Origin of the sequence: Paracoccus sp. 08, from assembly GCF_024105395.1 — a bacterium.
In the GTDB taxonomy this organism is placed as follows: domain Bacteria; phylum Pseudomonadota; class Alphaproteobacteria; order Rhodobacterales; family Rhodobacteraceae; genus Paracoccus; species Paracoccus marcusii.
The window spans coordinates 1-18,597 of the sequence record NZ_WEKR01000008.1 but is presented as its reverse complement, the minus strand read 5'-3'; the positions used below and the strand labels follow the sequence as shown (position 1 = coordinate 18,597).

The 18,597-nt window shown below is 66.5% G+C and carries 17 protein-coding genes and 1 pseudogene; 6 read left to right on the top strand and 12 right to left on the bottom strand.

Going from position 1 to position 18,597, the window contains the following annotated elements; translation table 11 throughout:
- Positions 1-5 precede the first annotated feature (5 nt).
- Genes GBO37_RS04090 through GBO37_RS04080 form a run of 3 tightly spaced genes read left to right on the top strand, consistent with a single transcriptional unit; the run spans position 6 to position 3,167 of the window.
- Entirely contained in the window at positions 6-977 is a 972-nt protein-coding gene (locus tag GBO37_RS04090; protein WP_252927377.1) for a thiamine ABC transporter substrate binding subunit, read from the top strand.
- Positions 956-2,491, top strand: a complete 1,536-nt coding sequence (locus GBO37_RS04085; protein WP_252927375.1) for a thiamine/thiamine pyrophosphate ABC transporter permease ThiP — start codon at positions 956-958, stop codon at positions 2,489-2,491. Before GBO37_RS04090 ends, GBO37_RS04085 begins: the two co-directional genes overlap by 22 nt.
- Complete coding sequence (locus tag GBO37_RS04080) at positions 2,481-3,167, top strand: ATP-binding cassette domain-containing protein (protein WP_252927373.1); 687 nt, start codon at positions 2,481-2,483, stop codon at positions 3,165-3,167. Before GBO37_RS04085 ends, GBO37_RS04080 begins: the two co-directional genes overlap by 11 nt.
- Here the strand turns inward: GBO37_RS04080 and GBO37_RS04075 are convergent.
- From GBO37_RS04075 to GBO37_RS04065, 3 genes are read right to left on the bottom strand one after another with little or no spacing between them, the layout of a single operon-like run.
- Entirely contained in the window at positions 3,164-3,268 is a 105-nt protein-coding gene (locus GBO37_RS04075; protein ID WP_139598676.1) for a DUF2474 family protein, read from the bottom strand. The two genes, GBO37_RS04080 and GBO37_RS04075, sit on opposite strands and share 4 nt — an antisense overlap.
- Positions 3,268-4,299, bottom strand: a complete 1,032-nt coding sequence (cydB, locus tag GBO37_RS04070) for a cytochrome d ubiquinol oxidase subunit II (protein WP_127897492.1) — start codon at positions 4,297-4,299, stop codon at positions 3,268-3,270. The genes GBO37_RS04075 and cydB overlap by 1 nt, the downstream gene beginning before the upstream one ends.
- A gap of 2 nt (positions 4,300-4,301) precedes the next feature.
- Entirely contained in the window at positions 4,302-5,741 is a 1,440-nt protein-coding gene (locus GBO37_RS04065) for a cytochrome ubiquinol oxidase subunit I (protein ID WP_045982780.1), read from the bottom strand.
- A 398-nt stretch (positions 5,742-6,139) separates the two neighbouring features.
- Between GBO37_RS04065 and GBO37_RS21575 the strand changes: the two genes are divergently transcribed.
- Positions 6,140-6,346, top strand: coding sequence for a hypothetical protein (locus GBO37_RS21575; protein ID WP_371927478.1), 207 nt, complete (start codon positions 6,140-6,142; stop codon positions 6,344-6,346).
- A gap of 164 nt (positions 6,347-6,510) precedes the next feature.
- On the opposite strand, the gene GBO37_RS04055 is transcribed toward GBO37_RS21575, so the two are convergent.
- The gene (locus GBO37_RS04055) at positions 6,511-6,786 is read right to left on the bottom strand and encodes a VOC family protein (RefSeq protein WP_371927477.1); all 276 of its coding nucleotides are present in this window, start codon (positions 6,784-6,786) and stop codon (positions 6,511-6,513) included.
- Positions 6,787-6,950: 164 nt separating this feature from the next.
- Here GBO37_RS04055 and GBO37_RS04050 point away from each other — a divergent pair, with 164 nt between their 5' ends.
- On the top strand, positions 6,951-7,592 hold the full coding sequence (locus tag GBO37_RS04050) for a GNAT family N-acetyltransferase (protein WP_252927370.1): 642 nt from the start codon (positions 6,951-6,953) through the stop codon (positions 7,590-7,592).
- Positions 7,593-7,639: 47 nt separating this feature from the next.
- Here the strand turns inward: GBO37_RS04050 and GBO37_RS04045 are convergent, their stop codons facing one another.
- The gene (locus tag GBO37_RS04045) at positions 7,640-8,527 is read right to left on the bottom strand and encodes a LysR family transcriptional regulator (protein WP_252927369.1); all 888 of its coding nucleotides are present in this window, start codon (positions 8,525-8,527) and stop codon (positions 7,640-7,642) included.
- A gap of 130 nt (positions 8,528-8,657) precedes the next feature.
- Between GBO37_RS04045 and ampC the strand changes: the two genes are divergently transcribed.
- Complete coding sequence (ampC, locus tag GBO37_RS04040; protein ID WP_252927367.1) at positions 8,658-9,818, top strand: class C beta-lactamase; 1,161 nt, start codon at positions 8,658-8,660, stop codon at positions 9,816-9,818.
- Between the two features lie 75 nt (positions 9,819-9,893).
- Here the strand turns inward: ampC and GBO37_RS04035 are convergent, their stop codons facing one another.
- The 7 genes and pseudogenes from GBO37_RS04035 to GBO37_RS04005 all read right to left on the bottom strand — a co-directional run.
- Positions 9,894-12,074 (bottom strand): TRAP transporter permease, encoded by a 2,181-nt coding sequence (locus tag GBO37_RS04035; RefSeq protein WP_252927365.1) that lies wholly within the window; start codon positions 12,072-12,074, stop codon positions 9,894-9,896.
- Between the two features lie 106 nt (positions 12,075-12,180).
- The gene (locus tag GBO37_RS04030; protein WP_252927362.1) at positions 12,181-13,155 is read right to left on the bottom strand and encodes a TAXI family TRAP transporter solute-binding subunit; all 975 of its coding nucleotides are present in this window, start codon (positions 13,153-13,155) and stop codon (positions 12,181-12,183) included.
- 193 nt (positions 13,156-13,348) lie between these two features.
- Positions 13,349-14,704: a sigma-54 dependent transcriptional regulator gene (locus tag GBO37_RS04025; protein WP_252927360.1), complete on the bottom strand. Its 1,356-nt coding sequence runs from the start codon at positions 14,702-14,704 to the stop codon at positions 13,349-13,351.
- On the bottom strand, positions 14,701-16,521 hold the full coding sequence (locus GBO37_RS21570) for an ATP-binding protein (protein ID WP_252927358.1): 1,821 nt from the start codon (positions 16,519-16,521) through the stop codon (positions 14,701-14,703). Before GBO37_RS21570 ends, GBO37_RS04025 begins: the two co-directional genes overlap by 4 nt.
- Before the next feature lie 381 nt (positions 16,522-16,902).
- Positions 16,903-17,454: pseudogene (locus tag GBO37_RS04015) on the bottom strand (ATP-binding protein); the annotation flags it as partial.
- A 277-nt stretch (positions 17,455-17,731) separates the two neighbouring features.
- Entirely contained in the window at positions 17,732-18,070 is a 339-nt protein-coding gene (locus tag GBO37_RS04010; protein ID WP_252927355.1) for an SDR family NAD(P)-dependent oxidoreductase, read from the bottom strand.
- Between the two features lie 309 nt (positions 18,071-18,379).
- Positions 18,380-18,597 (bottom strand): IS3 family transposase (locus tag GBO37_RS04005; protein ID WP_252927352.1); only part of this gene is annotated, 218 nt, incomplete at its 5' end.

Below are 18,597 nucleotides of genomic sequence, written 5' to 3'. Positions count from 1 at the left end.
TGCCGATGAAATTCGTCCTGATCCCCGCCCTGCTGCTGGCCAGCCCCGCCTTGGCCCAGGATCGCGTCCTGACCGTCTATGCGGGCGACAGCGTCACCAGCGAATGGGGCCCCGGCCCCGCCATCGAGGAGGGGTTCGAGGCGATCTGCGACTGCGACCTGCAATTCGTGACCGGCGACGTGCTGCCCCGCATCCTGATGGAGGGGGCGGGCACCCAGGCCGACATCGTCTTCGGCCTGAACACCGACATGACCGCGCGCGCCCGCGCATCGGATCTGTTCGCGCCGCACGGGCAGGACACGTCCGACCTGTCGCTGCCCATCGCATGGGAGGACGACATCTTCCTGCCCTACAACTGGGGCGAGACGGCCTTCGTCTATGACAGCACCCGGCTGGAGAACCCGCCCGCCAGCTTTGCCGAACTGCTGGAGGCCGAGGATCTCAGCATCGTCATCCAGGACCCGCGCAGTTCGGTGTCGGGTCTGGCGATGCTGCTGTGGGTCAAGTCGGTCTATGGCGATCAGGCGGGCGAGGCCTGGGCGAAGCTGGCCCCCAAGGTGCTGACCGTCACCCGCGGCTGGTCCGAATCCTATGGCCTGTTCACCGACGGAGAGGCGGACATGGTCCTGTCCTACACCACCTCGCCCGCCTATCACATCGCCGCCGAGGAGGACGACACCAAGCGCGCCGCGATCTTCCCCGAGGGGCATTACTTCATGGCCGAACTGGTGGCCCAGGTCGCGGGCACCGATCAGCCCGAACTGGCGCAAGCCTTCATGGACTGGGTGCTGACCCCCGATTTCCAGGCGACGATCCCGCTGGCCAACTGGTCACTGCCCGCCAAGCTGCCCGAGGCCGACTGGCCGCAGGTGATGCGCAACCTGCCCCGCCCCGAAAAGACCCTGTTCCTGTCCGAGGACGAGGCCGAGGCCCTGCGCGTCCCCGCCCTGGACGAATGGCAGCGGGCCTTCCGCTGAGCATCGGCCACGCCATCGCGGGCGCGCTGGCAGCCCTGATCCTGGGCACGCTGGCGGCGGTGGCCTGGGTCGCGGGCGGGCTGTCGGGCCTGACCGAATGGGACCTGCGCGCGGTCTGGTTCACGCTGTGGCAGGCCGCGCTGTCCGCCACCCTGTCGGCGGCGCTGGCCGTGCCGGTCGCACGCGCGCTGGCGCGGCGGCGGTTCCGGGGGCGGGGGCTGCTGGTCACGCTGCTGGGCGCGCCCTTCATCCTGCCGGTGATCGTGGCGGTCCTGGGCCTGATCGCGATCTTCGGGCGCAACGGCGCGCTGAACGGCGCGCTGGATTCCTTGGGCCTGCCCGCCATCGGCATCTATGGCTGGCAGGGGGTGATCCTGGCGCATGTGTTCTTCAACCTGCCGCTGTCGGTGCGGCTGATCCTGCAGGGCTGGCAGGCGATTCCCGCGGAACGCTTCCGGCTGGCCGCGTCCCTCGATTTCACGCCCCGCGACATCGCCCGCCATCTGGAACGTCCGATGCTGCGCGGCGTGCTGCCCGGCGTGTGGCTGGCGGTGTTCCTGGTTTGCCTGACATCGTTCACGGTGGCCTTGGCCCTGGGCGGGGGGCCGCGCGCCACGACGGTGGAGCTGGCCATCTATCAGGCGTTCCGCTTTGATTTCGACCTGGGGCGCGCGGCGGCCATGGGGATGGTGCAGATCGCCATCTGCATCGGGGCGGCGGCGCTGGCCGCCCGCGTTGCCGTTCCGGCCGGGTTCGGCGCAGGGCTGGACGCGGTGGGCGGGCCGCCCGCGCCCGGCGGCTGGCGGCAGCTGACGGATGCGGCGGTGATCACGGCGGCGGCGGTGTTCCTGCTGGCGCCGCTGATCTCGGTCGCGGCCACGGGCCTGCCGCGCCTGACCGGCCTGCCGCCCGAGGTCTGGGATGCTGCCCTGCGTTCCATCGCAATGGCGGTGACGTCGGCCCTGCTGTCGTCGGGGGCGGCGCTGGCACTGGCACTGACCATCGCCCGCGGCGGAGCCCGTTGGGTCGAGGCGGCAGGCATGCTGCCGCTGATCGCCTCTCCGCTGGTGCTGGGCACCGGGCTGTTCATCCTGCTGCGCGGCACGGTCACGCCCCAGCAGATGGCCCTTCCGATCACGGCGCTGATCAACGCGGCGATGGCCCTGCCCTTCGCACTGCGCGCGCTGATCCCGGCGGCGCGGGCGCTGGAACAGGATTACGGCCAGCTTGCCGCATCGCTGGACCTGCGGGGCTGGGCACGGCTGCGCCTTCTGGTGCTGCCCCGTCTGGCGCGCCCCTTGGGCTTTGGCGCCGGACTGGCGGCGGCGCTGGCCATGGGCGATCTGGGCGTCATCACCCTGTTCGCAGGGGATCGCCCGACCCTGCCGCTGATGCTGTACCAGCTGATGAACGGCTATCGCATGGCCGATGCCGCGGCTTGCGCCCTGCTGCTGATGGGGCTCAGCCTGGGGCTGTTCTGGATGTTCGACATGGGAGGCCGACGTGACGCTTGAATTCCGCGACATCCTGCTGCGACAGGACGACTTCACGCTGACCGCGGACCTGACCGTGCCGCAGGGTCGCCATGCGGTGATCGGCGCGTCGGGGTCGGGCAAGTCGACCCTGCTGGCCTTGGTGGCGGGGTTTCTGGCCCCGACAAAGGGCCGGCTGATCTGGGACGGCCAGGATATCACCGACATGACTCCCGGCCAACGACCAGTGTCGATCCTGTTTCAACACCACAATTTGTTTCCTCATCTAACCGTGAAACAAAATGTAGGGATGGGACTGCGCCCGGACCTGTGTCTGGACCGGGATCAGCAGCGCCGCGTGACGCAGGTGCTGGACCATGTCGGCCTGGCCGGCACGCAGGATCGCCGCCCCGCGGCCCTGTCGGGTGGTCAGCAAAGCCGCGTCGCGCTGGCCCGTGTGCTGCTGCGGGCGCGGCCCCTGCTTCTTTTGGACGAACCCTTCGCGGCGCTAGGTCCGGCGCTGAAGTCGGAGATGCTGACCCTGCTGGCGCAGGTGGCGTCCGACACGACGGTGCTGATGGTGACCCATGATCCGGCCGATGCGCGGGCCTTTGCGCCCGACACCCTGCTGGTCGAGGATGGCGCGGTGCACGCCCCCCGTCCCACCGGGCCGCTGCTGGACGATCCGCCGCCGGGACTGCGCGCCTATCTGGGCTAGGCGATCCACAGGCGGATGATCCAGGCGACGGTGCCGATCACCGCCACGCTGGCCAGCCAGATGGCCACGAACCACGCCAGCCGCCGCAGGGATTGCGGCATCAGTGGTACCCCTCCTTGGGGTCCATCTTGCCGCGGAACACCCAATAGGAATAGGCGGTATAGGTCAGGATCACCGGGATCAGCACGGCCGCGCCGACCAGCATGAAGATCTGGCTGTTGCGGGGGGCGGCGGCCTCCCAGATCGTGACCTCGACCGGGACGATGTAGGGGAACATCGAGATCCCCAGCCCAACGAAGCCCAGGATGAACATCCCCAGCGCGCAGAGGAACGGCCAGTAGTCGTGATGACGCACCATCAGCGAGGTGAACATGCCGAAGGCCAGGCCCAGCACGGCAGCACCCACCCCCGCTGCCAGCACGATGTTCCAGCCGCCGAACCAGCGGCTGTAATAGCCGTCCTGCAGGAATGGCGTCCACAGGCTGACCACGCCCATGAAGATCACCGTGCCGACACCCAGCACCCAGGCCCGCTTGCGCATGCGTTCTTGCAGGGGGCCGGCGGTCTTCATCACCAACCATGTCGCGCCCAGAAGGGCGTATCCGACCATGACCGCGACGCCGACCATCAGCGTGAAGGGCGTCAGCCAGTCCCACCAGCCGCCGGAATATTCGCGCGCGGCCTTGTCGACGTCGATACCCTGCAGCAGCCCGCCCAGGGTGATGCCCTGCGCCAGCGCGGCCACCGCCGATCCACCGATGAAGGCCACGTCCCAGACCTTGCGCCAGCGCTTGGTGCGCCAGCGGAACTCGAACGCGACGCCGCGGAAGATCAGCGCCAGCAGCATCGCCATGATCGGCGCATACAGCGCCGGCAGGATCAGCGCATAGGCCAGCGGAAAGGCCGCGAACAGCCCGCCCCCGCCCAAGACCAGCCAGGTCTCGTTCCCGTCCCAGACCGGCGCGACCGAGTTCATCATGATGTCGCGGTCCTCGCCCTCGGGTTCGACCGCGAACAGCATGCCCAGGCCCAGGTCGAACCCGTCCAGCACGACATAGACCAGCACCGCAAAGGCGATGACGAAGGCCCAGATGACGGTCAGATCCAGCGAAACGCCTTCTGCGAGGGGCATGGTCACTCTCCGGGTTGGACGTTGCGGGTCGGGTGCTGCTGGGCGGGCGTGGTGCCCGCCGTGCGCGTCGGGCTGTTGGTCACGTCCTTCAGCCGCGGTTCGTTGTTCGCCGGAGAGCGGCTCATCAGACGCAGGATATAGTATGTCCCCGCCCCGAAGACCGCGAAATAGACGATGATGAAGGCCACTAGCGATGCCCCCACCGCGGCCGCGTCCAGGGGTGCGGCGCTGTCCACCGTGCGCAGGTGACCATAGACGGTGAAGGGCTGCCGCCCGACCTCGGTCGTGACCCATCCGGCCAGCACGGCGATCAGCCCCGCGGGCGACATCACAAGGGCGGCGCGGTGCAGCATGGGGCTGTCGAACAGCATCCCCCGCCAGCGCGCCCACAGCGACCAGACCCCGATCCCCAGCATGGCAAAGCCAAGCGCGACCATGATGCGGAACGACCAGAAGACGATGGCCACGGGGGGCTGATCCTCGCGCGGGATGGTGTCCAGGCCCGCAAGCGGCGCGTTCAGGTCGTGCTTCAGGATCAGGGACGACAGCTTGGGGATGCCGATGGCATAGTCCAGGCGCTGTTCGTCCTGGTTCGGGATGCCGAACAGGTACAGCGGCGCGCCTTCGTCATGGCTCTCGAAATGGCCCTCCATCGCCATGACCTTGGCCGGCTGGTGCTCCAGCGTGTTGATGCCGTGGAAATCGCCCAGCACGATCTGGACCGGGGCAAAGATCGCGGCCATCCACATCGCCATGCTGAACATGGTCCGCGTGGCCGGGCTGACCTTGTCGCGGCGGTGCCGATGGCGCAGCAGGTGCAGGGCCGCCACGCCCCCCACGATGAAGGCCGTGGTCAGATAGGCCGCGGTCACCGTGTGCATCAGGCGGAACGGAAAGGACGGGTTAAAGATCACCTGCCAGAAGTCGGTGGGCAGGAACTGCCCCGTCTCGGGGTCGATCTCGAAGCCTGCGGGGGTGTGCATCCAGCTGTTGACCGACAGGATCCAGAAGGCCGAGAACGCCGTGCCCAACGCCACCGCGGCGCAGGCGATCATGTGCAGCGTGGGCCCAACGCGGTCGCGCCCGAACAGCATGATCCCCAGGAACCCGGCCTCCAGGAAGAAGGCCGACAGGACCTCGTAGGCCATCGGCGCGCCGATGACCGGCCCCGCCTTGTCGGAAAAGGCGGACCAGTTCGTGCCGAACTGATAGGACATCACGATGCCCGACACGACGCCCATGGCAAAAGCCAGGGCAAAGATCTTGACCCAGTATCGGAACAGATCCAGGTACTTGTGGTCCTTTGTCCACAGCCACAGCCCGTTCAGGACCGCCAGAAAGCTGGCCAGCCCGATCGTGAAGGCGGGGAACAGGAAGTGGAAGCTGACCGTGAAGGCGAACTGGATCCGGGCCAGCAGGATAGCATCTGCATTGTCGAACATCGGGGGCCTTTCACGGCAGGGGCACGCCCCGCGGGCATGTCGGTTTCGGACCGGCCACCGCCTGCACCACGGGCACATGACCGGACCCATCGTCGTCTGGAATCATAGTGCTCCTACTGGTCGCGGCCGCGCAAGGGCATCGATGTCGCGCCCGCCCCCCTGTGGCGCATCTGCGTCACGGGTGGCACCTTGGGCCGATGTCAGGGGTGCACAGAGGGTGAGGCACCGCCGCCTGTTCCTGCATTGACGGTCGGTGGGGTTTGATTGCTGCACTGCCGGCCCCCCTGACGCGGTTGTGCTTTCCGGGCAATGAATTTGGCGCCATGCGGCGGGAAGCACCGGCAATTTTGCTATGCCCGCCCTAGTGGCCTCGACGCTGTCACTTGAGGACGGACCGCGTGGCACGGGTGCTGTCCAAGGCATTCCGTTTGCGCATCACGCGCACGATCCAACAGGCGGCGGTCGCGGGCGTGCCGCAGCCTCGGATGGGCAAGATTCGTGATGGCCGGAGGGGGAAAGGCAGCTTGTGCGACATCATCGGCCGTAGCGAAGGGCCGCGGCGAACAGGTGTGTCGAGGATCGCGTCGCCGGTGCCGCCGTCCTGAGACCCGCGATCCATATCGAGGATACCGGCGCGACGCGGACTTCAGCCGCGGTCGGAACGGGTATTTTCGATCAGGTCCCAACGATTTCCACAGGGATCCTTCCAGACGACGACACGCCCGTAAGGCTCGTCGCGCGGAAGCGTCTCGAACGTCACGCCCGCGGCCTAGAGGCGCTGATAGTCGCGCGCGAAATCGTCCGTCTCAAGGAAAAGCCAGACCCGCCCGCCGCCCTGCTCTCCGATGGATGCGGTCTGGCGGTCTCCGACGGCCCGGGCAAGCAGGATCTCGGTATCGCCACCCGGGGGCGCAATCCGCACCCATCGCTTGCCGTTGCCCAGTTCAGTATCCTCCCGGCACTCGAAACCGATCCGGCAGAAGAAGTCGAGCGCCGCGTCGTAGTCCGGGACCAGCAGGGACAGGTGGGCGATGCGGGCGGGCATGACATTGTGCTTTCCAACGGGACGGTCGCGATGCGTTTCTGGGGCACAGTCCGGCCCACGACAAGCCCGCCTGTAGCAGTTCGCGATCTGGTCGGGAATGCAGGCACGTATTCGGCGCACGGCAGTCTTATTCCAATGTCTGTCGATCCGGGCGACGATCATGCTTGCAGACCATCGAGAAGCGCATGCCCCCACCCTACGCGCGCCTGAAGGATCCCGCGTCATATGTCCTGCCGCGGATCGTTCGGACATCCCGGCTGGATCTTTGCCCCGCGAGCGTTGATGACGCCGCCGCGGTGGCGCGGGCCAGGGGCGAAAGTCATGCAGAATTGGTGCCGTGGTTTCACGGAACGATGGGGAACGCCGGACAGGAACGGGATGCCCGATGGCAATCAGAGCGGCTGGCGGAAGCGGTGGAGGCTGCACAACGACGCGAGCGGCTGTCCTATCTTGCATGGGCCTCGGGCGTCTGTGTCGGCGCCGTCGATTTGATCCCGCAGTGGCGGCGGGGCCAGTTCCGACTGTCCTACTGGGTGCGGTCCTCTGCCTGCCGCCAGGGATATGGGGCCGAGTTGGCGCCCGCGATGATACGGGCTGCCTTTGGGGCCTTGGACGCACGTCTGGTGACGACCGGTCATGCCGCGCCCAACACGGCCAGCGCAGGTCTGACACGGATGCTGGGCTTCAGGCAGATCGCATGCCAGCCGCTTGCGTACGAGATGCCCGACGGCCTGCTGGTGGACGGCATCGCCTATGCCATCGAAGATATCGCCGTCCTGCCACCCCTGAAGGTCGCATGGGACTGACTGACACGACGGCTTTGCCCCGCACGTGATCGGTCGCGCAGGGGCGGTCAGCCCGTCGCGGGCGGCTGATCCGCCACCTCCCGGCACAGCCACTCTCGAAAGCTGCGCATTCCGCTGGTTTCCGGCCTGGACTGCAGGCGGGTCAGCCAATAGGCGCCTGCGACAATGGAATGGTCGAACAGGGTCACAAGACGGCCGCGTTCCGTCCAGTGGCCGAAAAGCGCAGGCGGCAGCAGCGCGATCCCGTGCCCCTCCGCCGCCATGTCCGCCAGGGCGATGGAGCTGTCCAGCATCGGCCCCCGCAGGGGCAGGCAGGCCAGGCCCAGCCCCGCGAACCACCGTTCCCATTCGCCTGTCCGATAGGAACGCAGCAGCGGCTGCTCCAGCATCGCCTGGGGGCCGGACATGGTCCTGGCGCGGTCCGGGGCGCACATGGGGGCCAGGGGCGCATCCATGATGCGGGTGGCCTGCAGCCCATGCCACGACCCGTCGCCAAAGCGGATGGCCAGGTCAAGTCCTTCGCCCGGAATGCTGACGCGGTTGTTGTTGGCGAAGATGCGCAGGTCCACCTCGGGATGCGCCGCCTCGAACCCGGCCAAGCGCGGGATCAGCCAGCCCGTCGCAAAGGTTCCGACCACGCCCACATGCAGCGCCTCGTGATAGCGCCCGCCCGAGAACCGGTCCAGCGTCGCGCCGATCAGGTCCAGCGATCCGGTCAGGACCGGGGCCAGGGCCGCACCCTCTTCGGTCAGCACCAGCCCTCGGGGCACACGCCGGAACAGGGCCACGCCAAGGCGTTCCTCGAGGTTGCGGATCTGGTGGCTGAGCGCCGCCTGCGTCACGCACAGTTCGATCGCGGCCTTCGACAGCGTCAGGTGCCGGGCCGCGGCTTCGAAGGCCCGCAGCGCATTCAGGGGGATGTTGGGCCGATCCATCACGCATCCATTAGAATTTCTCAACGATAGGGCAAGAAACCATGATTTGATGCCCATGCACGATCACAATAGCTCTGGCTGGCAAAATTAAATTATGTCGCGACGCCGTGCCGACGCCAGAGGGAATCCCATGACCATCATCCGAACCGTAGCTGTCGCAGCCGTGCTGCTGACCACCCCCGCCCATGCCCAAGGGCTGACCGAGCAGGCATTCCAGCAGATCAGCGAAGGCGTCTTCCGTCCCGTCATCAAGGAGTTCGACATTCCCGGCATCGCCATCGGCGTGACGATGGACGGACAGCAGTTCTTCTTCACCGATGGATTGGCCGATCGCGCGGCATCGCGCGCTGTCGACTGCGACACGCTGTTCGAGTTGGGATCGAACAGCAAGCTGTTCACCGTGGCCCTGGCAGCCCTTGCGGAACAGCGCGGCCTTTTGTCCCTGCAGGACCCGGTGTCATCCCGGATGCCTGCGCTGGCGGGCAGCGCCTTCGATGCGGTGACGCTGGCCGACCTTGCCGCCCATGCCACGGGTGGCCTGCCCCTGCAGGTGCCCGACGCGGTCACGGACATGGACGGCCTGATGACCTATCTGAACGCCTGGACGCCGCAGGGCGAGGCCGGCACGCTGCGCGCCTATTCCAATGTCAGCATCGGCCTTTTGGGGCTGATCGCGGGAGAGCAGTTCGGGACGACCTACACGGATGCGCTGGCGCGTGACCTTCTTCCCGGACTGGGGCTGGACAGCACCTTCGTCGATGTCCCCGACGCCGAGATGGCGCGCTATGCCTTCGGTTATTCCAGAACCGACGACAGCCCGATCCGCGTCAACCCCGGCATGCTGGATGCCGAGGCCTATGGCATCAAGTCGTCGGTGACCGACATGACCCGTTTCCTGGACACCCATCTGGACAATCTTACCCTGGAGGGCGAGATCACGGCAGCGCTGGCCCGGACGCGCCGGTCGGACTACGACACCGCCCATTACGCGCAGGCCATGATCTGGGAAGGGTATCCCTGGCCCGTGGATGCTGCCGCGCTGGCGGCCGGAAATTCGCCGGACATGGCGATGTCGCCGCAACCCATGACCAAGGTCGACGCGCGCCAGTTGGAGGGGGACGTCTATCTGAACAAGACGGGGGCGACCAACGGCTTTGGCTCTTACGTCGCGATGGTGCCATCCGAACGGATCGGCGTCGTGGTCCTGGCGAACCGCAACTATCCCAACCCGGTCCGTGCGGAAGCGACGCGGGAGCTGATCGTGCAACTGCTGGCGCGTGCCAGAGAGTGAACGGCAGTGCTGGACGCACAGGTGACCTGGCCGCCATGACGGCTGCGGCCCCGATCCGGGGGCCGCAGCCTTGTTTCAGTCGGCGCGGCCATGCGTCAGGGTTGCGGGCGTCACCATCCGGCGCTGCCAGAGGAACAGCGCGGCGGCCACGGACAGGCCGATGAGGTCGGTCACCCAGCCCACGGCGATCATCGACAGCGCGGCCCCGATCAGCACCAGACGCACCACCATCGACGCGTGCCCGAAGTAGTAGCCGATCACCCCCGCCGACAGCAGGAACATGCCCAGCAGCGCGGTCGCGGTCGCATGGATGATGTCGATCCATTCGCCCTGCATCAGCAGCTCGTGAGAGCCGAAGAACATGAAGGGCACGATGAAGGCCGCAAGGCCCAGGCGGAAGGCCTCGACGCTGGTCTTCATCGGATCTGACCCCGACAGGGCCGCGCCCGCATAGGCGGCCAAGGCCACCGGCGGCGTGATGGCCGACATCACCGCATAGTAGAAGACGAAGAAATGCGCGACCAGCACCGGCACCCCAAGGGCGATCAGCCCCGGCGCCACCACGGCGGCGGCGACCGCATAGGCGGCGGTGGTGGGCATGCCCATCCCCAGGATGATCGAGATGCACATCGCGAAGAACATCGCCAGATACTGGTTCTGATCCGCGATCGACAGAAGCAGCGATGAGAACCGCGCCCCCACCCCGGTCAGCGCGATGACGCCCACGATGATGCCCGCCGCGGCGCAGACCGCGACCATCTGGATGGTCATCTTGGCGCCCATGTCCAGCGCGTTGAAGATCTGGCGCGGGCCCATGCGGTGCGGCGTCAGCCAACTGACCATCGCTGCCGCTGCCATGCCCATCGCACCCGCCCGGATCACGGAATAGCCTGCGAACAGCGTATAGATCAGGATGATGATCGGCAGGAACAGATACACCTGGCGGATCAGCACCTTGAACTGCGGCAGTTCGGACCGGGGCAGGCCCTTCATGTCCAGCTTGAGCGCCTGGAGGTCGACCATGAAGTAGACCGACACGAAATACAGCAGCGCCGGGATGATCGCGGCGATGACGATGTCGGTATAGGGGATGCCCGTGACCTCGGCCATGATGAAGGCGCCCGCGCCCATGATCGGCGGCAGGATCTGCCCGCCCGAGGAGGCTGTGGCCTCGATCGCGGCCGAGGATTTCGGCGAATAGCCGACCTTCTTCATCAGCGGGATGGTCAGCGAGCCGGTGGACACGACGTTGCCCGCCGAGGTGCCGTTGATCATGCCCATCAGGCCCGATGCAAAGACCGCGACCTTGGCCGGACCGCCCCGTGCCTGACCGGCGCAGGCAAAGGCGAAGTTCACGAAGTAATCGCCCACCTTCGACGCCTGCAGGAAGGCGGCAAAGACGATGAACAGGATGATGTAGGTCGAACTGACCGCGATCGGGTCGCCCAGGATGCCCTGGTCGGTGAAGATGTAGGTAAAGAACCGCGTCGCCGTATAGCCGCGATGGTTCAGAAAGCCCGGCAGCCAGGGCCCCAGAAAGCTGTAGCCGATGAAGACCGCGACGATGATCACCAGCGCGAGGCCCGTCAGGCGGCGCGTCAGCTCCAGGATCAGCATGACCCCGGTGACCGCGGCCCACAGATCGCCCGGCTGCGCCATCGCCGTGCCCGCCCGCATGCGCAGCGCGCCCACGACGAACAGGATGTAGCCCAGGACCGCGATCGAGGCCAGGCACAGGATCAGGTCGCCCGGATAGATCCACGACCGGTCCCGCGGCGAATAGAGCCAGCCCGCGACGATGGCCGCCCCGGTGCCGATGGCCAGCGGCAGGCCATAGGTGCGGAACCCGAAGGCCGGCGGCATCGCCACCCCGGCCAGCCACCAGGCGCCCCAGGCATAGGCGATGACCGCCAGCCCATAGCCCACGCCCAGGGCTGCCACGCCCAGCAGGGCCAGTTCGGCCATGCCGCGGCGTGCGGGGGTGGTGGCGCCGTCGTTGCGCTGCGTCAGCGCGGAATAGGTCAGGAAGCCGATGATCAGGCCGCCGCAGACATGCATCATGCGGTAGGTCCAGGTCTCCAGCGGATAGACGACCATGACGAACAGGTGGAACAACGTATAGGCGGCGCAGAGGACCGCGATCAGCACACCCGTTCCGGCGCGGGGGTCGCGCTGGTTGGGGGCCATCGGTTCGTCATCGACGCCCTGCGCGATGACGGGTCCGGTCCCTGCCGCAGATGCAGCATCAACTGACATGAGGGGTCTCCGTCGGCAAGGACCGCGCGGACGGGGTCCGGGCAGTCGGTCCGATCATGGGGGAAAGGGAAAAGGGTCCGGGGGCCGCAGCCCCCGGAGAATGCGCTCAGCCGCGCAGTTCAGCCGGGATCTCGACCCCGACCTCGTCGAAGTAACGCACGGCGCCCGGGTGGTAGGGCAGGAAGGTGTTCTTGTCGACGTTCTCGGGCAGGGTCTCGGCGGCGGTGGCGTGGATCTGCATCATCGCCTCGTTGCCTTCCATCACCAGCTTGGTGATCTCATATGCCAGGCTTTCGGGCATGTCCTGATGGGCGACGGCAAAGTTCCACATGGCGACCGTGCCATGCCCCTCGGGGAAGCCCTGGTACATGCCGCCGGGCACCTCGAAGGCGGCCACTTCGGGCATCGCCTCGAGGATCTGCGCGCGCTGCTCCTCGGTGAAGCCGAAGATGTTGACTGGGTTCTCGGCCGCGATCTGGGCAAAGGCGCTGATCGGCACGCCGGCCGCAAAGGCGAAGGCGTCGATCAGGCCGTCCTTGACCTGGCTCGTGGCGTCGTTGGCCCCAGCATAGCTGATGGTCGCGTCGACGCCCAGCACCTCGAAGAAGCGCGGCCAATAGGTGGCGGCGGTGCCGCCCGCCGGTCCGACCGAGACGCGCTTGCCCGCCATGTCGGTGACGTCCGCGATGCCCGACGACTGCAGCGCCACGGCCTCGAACGGGGTCTGATACATGGGGAACAGGGCGCGCAGGGCCTTGTGCTCGACCCCCGGCGCCAGTTCGCTGTTGCCGGTCCAGGCCTCGTAGGCGGGGCCCATGGTGACCAGGCCGATCTGGTGGTCGCCGGTCTCGACCAGGGTAGCGTTCTGCACCGGGCCGCCGGTGACCTCGCCCGAGGCGTTCAGGTCCAGGTTCTGGCTGATCAGTCCGGCCAGACCGGTGCCATAGATGAAATAGGTGCCGCCCTGGCTGGCGGTACCGATGGTCAGGCTGCTGGGCCAGTCGGCGCGGTCGTCCTGGGCAAAGGCGGGCGACAGGCTGAAGGTGGCCGCGACGGTCGCGGCGACGGTCATCAAACGCATGAAAATCCTCCCAGATTTTTCCGGGGCCGCACGTCTTGCGCGTGGCGGCCCGACAAAGCCCCTTCAGCTAGGCCATGCCATGCCCTGCACGCAATGCCGCCATGCGCCGGGCGCGCGGGAAAAGCGCCGCCTAGTCGCGGCGATGGGTGGATTCGGTAACATCGGCGTCATCGCGTGGGTGGAAATCCCCCCATCACGGGTCCGGATCGTCGCCCGCATCGACGTAATGCGTCTTGTCGATCATGTATTTCTGCATCTTTTCGTAAAGCGACTTCCGCGACAGGCCAAGCGATTCATAGACCGGCTTTAGCCGCCCGCCATGCGCAGCCAGGGTCGCCACGATCACGTCGCGTTCGAACGCCGCGACCCGGTGGGCCAGGCGCTGCTGTTCAGGGCTGCGATCCTCGGCCGGCTGCAGAGCGATGCCCAGGGCGTGACGGTCGGCGGCGTTGCGCAATTCGCGGACATTGCCGGGCCAAGCGCGTTCGGCGATCTCGGCCAGCAGGGCGGGGGGCACGGCCACGGCGGCGCGGCGGTGGCGGGCGGCGGCCTCCTGCACCAGCTTGATGAACAGAAGCTGGGTGTCCTCGCGCCGCGCGGACAAAGGCGGCATGGTCAGCGTCACCACGTTCAGCCGGTACAGCAGATCGGCGCGGAACCGCCCCGCCGCGACCTCCTCCTCCAGCGGCTGGCGCGAGGTCGCGATGAAGCGCACGTCCAGCGCCCGCCCCTCATCCGCGCCCAGGGGGAACATCACCCGGTCCTGGACCACGCGCAGCAGCTTGCCCTGCACTTCCAGGGGCATCGAGCCGATCTCGTCCAGCAGGATGGTGCCACCGCGGGCATGTTCGAACTTGCCATAACGGGGGCGCAGGGCGCCGGGAAAGGCGCCCGCCTCATGGCCGAACAGTTCCGATTCGATCAGCGACGCGGGCAGCGCCGCGCAATCGATGGCGATGAAGGGCCGCCCCGCGCGCGGCGACAGGTCGTGCAGCGCGCGGGCCACGACCTCCTTGCCGGTGCCGGTCTCTCCGACGATCAGCACGTCGGCCTCGGTCGGGCCGATGGTGCGCAGGCGGCGGCGCAGGTCGATCATCACGTTGGACCGCCCGACCAGCCGCGTCTCCAGGTCGTCGGCCTGCCCTGCCGCCGCCCGCAGCACGCGGTTCTCCAGCACGACCCGGCGGTAATCCATCGCGCGGGACGCGATCTCGGCCAGCTGCGCGCCGTCGAATGGCTTTTCGACGAAATCATAGGCCCCCTCGCGCATCGCCCGTACGGCCAGCTGGATGTCGCCATGCCCGGTCACCAGGATCACCGGGATGTCCACGTCGATCTCGCGGATGCGGCTCATCAGGGTCAGGCCGTCCATGCCCGGCATGCGGATGTCGGTCACCACGATGCCGGCAAAGCCGAAGCCCACCCGGTCCAGCGCGGATTGGGCATCGGAGGCCTCCTCGACCTCGAACCCCTCCAGCTCCAGGGCCTGGGCGGTCGACAGGCGCATGTCGGGCTCGTCATCGACCAGCAGGATGCGGCCCGCGATCATGGCGCGATCTCGGGCAGGTCGATGCGGAAGGCCGCGCCGCGGTCGCTGGGAAGAATGCGCAATTCGCCTCCGAAATCCTTGATGATGTTGAAAGAGATCGACAGCCCCAGCCCCAGCCCGCTGCCCACCCCCTTGGTCGAGAAGAACGGATCGAAGATGCGGTCCTCCAACCCCTGGGCGATGCCGGGGCCGTTGTCGCTGACGGTCAGCAGGACGCGCCCGTCCGTCCGCCGCCCCTCGATGCGGATCGCGCCGTCGGGGCGGCCGTCCAGCGCGTCCAGCGCATTGGCGACCAGGTTCACCACCACCTGCTGGAACCGCACCGGCCCCGCCCGCACCATCAGCGGACCGGGCGGCAGATCGACAACCAGCGCGACGGGCTGGCGGTCGATGCGCCAGGCGATCACCTCCAGCGCGTCGCGCAGCACGTCATGCAGGTCCACGTCGGACAGCTGGGCATTGGGCTTGCGGGCAAAGTTGCGCAGCGTGCGGCCGATCTCGGTCATGCGATCGGTCAGCGACAGGATGCGCGTCAGGTTCAGGCGCGCATCGGCGGCGCGGTCGCGGTCCAGATAGGTCACCGCATTGGCGGCAAAGTTGCGCACCGCGCCCAAGGGCTGGTTCAGCTCATGCGACAGGGCCGCCGACATCTGCCCCAGGGCGGCCAGCTTGGCCGATTGCACCAGATGGCGCTGCGTGCGGCGCAACTCGGCCTCGGTGGCGCGACGTTCCGTGACCTCGGCGCCAAGGCGGGCGTTCAGCTGCGCCAACTCGGCAGTGCGGGCGGCGACGCGCCCTTCCAGCTGGGCCTGGGCCTCGGCTTGGATCGACAGGCGTTCGCGCAGGCGGGCCCGGCGCTGCGCCCAGGCGGTCAGCAGCGCGACCCCCACGCCCAGGATCATCAGCGCCGCCAGCGTGCCGATCAGCGCCTGCCGTCGCGCAGGTGCGGTGTCCAGCAGCACATGCACGGTCCAGTCGGCCTCGGGCATGGCCTCGGAGACGGTCAGGAACTCGCGCCGCGTCTCGGGCAGCTCCAGCCGTCGGATGTCATGACCTGCGGCCTCGCCCGCCACGCTCAGGGGCAGCATCAGCAGCGGTTCGTCATCATAGCGCCGGGTGGCGGCGATGCGCGCCCGCGTTCGGGGCGTCAGCGGCGCGATCGAGCGGAACTGCCAGTCGCGGCGGCTGGCCAGAAAGACGATCCCCTCGCCGTCGGTCACGATCATCTCGTATTCGGCGGCGCGCCAGCTGTCCTCGATCGCATCCATGTCGACCTTCAGCACCAGCACGCCGACGATCCGCCCCCGGTCCCTGAGCGCCCGGCCAAAGTAATACCCCCGCTTGCCCGAGGTCGTCCCAAGCGCCGAGAACCGCCCCTGCCCCCCAGCCAACGCATCGGTGAAATAGGGACGATAGTCGAACCGTTCGCCCACGAAGCTGAACGCCTGATCGAAGTTGCTGGCGGCCACGGTCATGCCGTCAGGCGCCATGACATAGGCATCCGACAGCCCCATCAACCGTGCCAGATGGCGCAGATAGAGGTTCGCCGCGGCCAACCGCACCGGATCGGCATCCGGCGCCAGCGCACGCACCAGGACGGGATTCCGGTCCATGAGGTCAGGCAACCGCTCGTACCGTGCCAGCTCTCCGCGAAGGCCCGACACGGCAAGCCGCAGGATGTTCTCTCCCTGCGGCACCGTCGCGACGATATAGTATCGCGCCAGAAGGACGTTTCCGCCGACAGCCACGGCAAGACAAAGCGTCATGACCACCAGCGCGATCCAGATGCGCCGCGCATTGCCAGGCCTGCCGATCACGGAGCGCGGCCCATCCTCCCGTCGCATCGGATACCCGCCCCCTTGCCCCGACCGCCATCACACCATGACATCCGCTCGCGCTTCAATCGCGATGGCTATGCCACGGCATATTCAGAATGCAATATCCATTGGTACTGGTCTCTTCACCGCTACAATTTGAAACTAGGGGGTCGTTGCATACTTTTGCCTACTTACGCTTTCCACAGAAAAATCGAGATTGTCATGCAGGACGCTTGACCAATCCTCGAAGGGCTAATTACCTCGCTCCAACTTGGTGTTAATTTCCACCCAGAACTGAATCGGGTTTTCCCATCGAGAAGTGAGCCACCTCTGATTATTGATATAGGGTAATAGAAGGGTCAAGGTATGGTTTGTCTCCTTCGTTTTCGTGGCCGCTGCGGCTGAGCTTGCCTTGAACCTGAAGCTGTCGTTTCCGGTCTTCAGGATGTGACAACGGTGGGTCAGGCGATCGAGCAGCGCAGTGGTCATCTTGGGGTCGCGGAAGACCGTTGCCCATTCGCTGAAGCTGAGATTCGTGGTAATGACCACGCTAGTGCGCCCACAGAGTTTGCTCAGCAGATGGATGGAGAAGGATCAGAAAGCAGTCCGGAGGACTGTTTTCCCGACGGCACAAAGCGCCGCCTGATGCACTGAAGGGCAGATAGCCCAGTTCGCCCAGGATCACGAGATCGAGGCGGCTGAGACTTTCGGCAATCTGTCCGGCCTTGCCCCTTATCTTCTTCTGCTCGAGGGCATTGACCAGTTCGATAGTCTAGAAGAAGCGGACGCGCCGGCGGTGCTGTTCGATGGACTGAAGCCCAATGCCGTCGCCACATGGGTCTTTCCAGTCCCTGGGCCACCGATCAGCACAACATTCTGCGCACCCTCCATAAACTCGCCGCGGTGCAGCTGGCGCACAGTCGCTTCACCAATGCAAACCTGCCAGCACTGTACCTGCCCGAACGCATTATCCTAAAGTTATGACCTATAAATCAGGGCAGGTTCAAAGTATCAGTCGCAGCGTGCGATCATACTGCTGTCCACCACGATCTCGGTCCCAGTGATGAAACGTGCTTCATCAGATGCCTAAGAAAGGTCAGCATTAGCAGCATCGCGGCCGTCGCCCATGAAGCCTAAGGGGATCCGCTTTTGTCGCGCTTCCAACAGCGCCTCGACGTCCCCGCCTGCGCGCTGGACCGGCCAGCCGCGCTTAGACCATCGGGGTGTGCATCTGGCCCGGCACAACGGTATTGATGCGAATGCCTTTGGGCGCATATTCCACAGCCGAAACGCGGGAGAAGTGAATGATGCCCGCCTTTGCTGCCGCATAGGCCACCTGCGCCGCTCCCGTGAACCTCAGCCCCGATGTCGACGCGGTATTCACGATCGCACCGCTGCCCTGTCCTTCCATGTGCAGGATGACATGCTTGCAGGTCAGGAAGACAGTTTTCAGATTGACTTCCATCTGGCGATCCCAGTTCTCTTCGGGCAGGGCTACCGCACCGCCCTTGGCCGAACCACCAACGTTGTTCACCAGGATTGTAGACACGCCCAAACCGCTCTACGCAGGCGGCAACCATCCGGGCCAGGGCATCGTTGTCGGTGACATCGCAGGTGTGGGTCGCGATCTCGGCTCCCGTTCCCTAGGTTCGAGCAACGGTTTCCGCCATCATATTCTCTCGCATATCCACGGCAAAGATGCGTGCCTCCTCGCGACCAAAGATTGCGCAGGCTGCGCGTCCGTTGTCCCAACCTGGTCCTACGCAGCCCGCGCCGGTGATGATCGCAACTTTTCCGTCAAGCCGTCCGGCCACGGGATATTCCTTTGTGAGCTGCTACCGGTTTTGTGGGCAGCAGGTTAAGCTAGCATAGCGCGGGCCTCGAACTCCATGGGGCTGAGATAGCCCAGTTTCGAATGGCGCCGCCGCGGGTTGTAGAAGCGTTCGATGTAGTCGAAGATATCGGCGCGGGCTTCATTTCGGGTCCGATACACTTTTCGGGCGGTGCGTTCAGTTTTCAGCGTTGAGAAGAAACTTTCCATCGCCGAGTTGTCCCAGACATTGCCCGCTCTGCTCA

Bases quoted from the DNA above. Each gene is read 5' to 3' on its own strand.
- GBO37_RS04090 (WP_252927377.1), top strand. From the start codon at position 6: ATGAAATTCGTCCTGATCCCCGCCCTGCTGCTGGCCAGCCCCGCCTTG.
- GBO37_RS04085 (WP_252927375.1), top strand. From the start codon at position 956: ATGGCAGCGGGCCTTCCGCTGAGCATCGGCCACGCCATCGCGGGCGCG.
- GBO37_RS04075 (WP_139598676.1), bottom strand. From the start codon at position 3,268: ATGCCGCAATCCCTGCGGCGGCTGGCGTGGTTCGTGGCCATCTGGCTG.
- cydB (WP_127897492.1), bottom strand. From the start codon at position 4,299: ATGCCCCTCGCAGAAGGCGTTTCGCTGGATCTGACCGTCATCTGGGCC.
- GBO37_RS04065 (WP_045982780.1), bottom strand. From the start codon at position 5,741: ATGTTCGACAATGCAGATGCTATCCTGCTGGCCCGGATCCAGTTCGCC.
- GBO37_RS04055 (WP_371927477.1), bottom strand. From the start codon at position 6,786: ATGCCCGCCCGCATCGCCCACCTGTCCCTGCTGGTCCCGGACTACGAC.
- GBO37_RS04045 (WP_252927369.1), bottom strand. From the start codon at position 8,527: ATGGATCGGCCCAACATCCCCCTGAATGCGCTGCGGGCCTTCGAAGCC.
- ampC (WP_252927367.1), top strand. From the start codon at position 8,658: ATGACCATCATCCGAACCGTAGCTGTCGCAGCCGTGCTGCTGACCACC.
- GBO37_RS04035 (WP_252927365.1), bottom strand. From the start codon at position 12,074: ATGTCAGTTGATGCTGCATCTGCGGCAGGGACCGGACCCGTCATCGCG.
- GBO37_RS04030 (WP_252927362.1), bottom strand. From the start codon at position 13,155: ATGCGTTTGATGACCGTCGCCGCGACCGTCGCGGCCACCTTCAGCCTG.
- GBO37_RS04025 (WP_252927360.1), bottom strand. From the start codon at position 14,704: ATGATCGCGGGCCGCATCCTGCTGGTCGATGACGAGCCCGACATGCGC.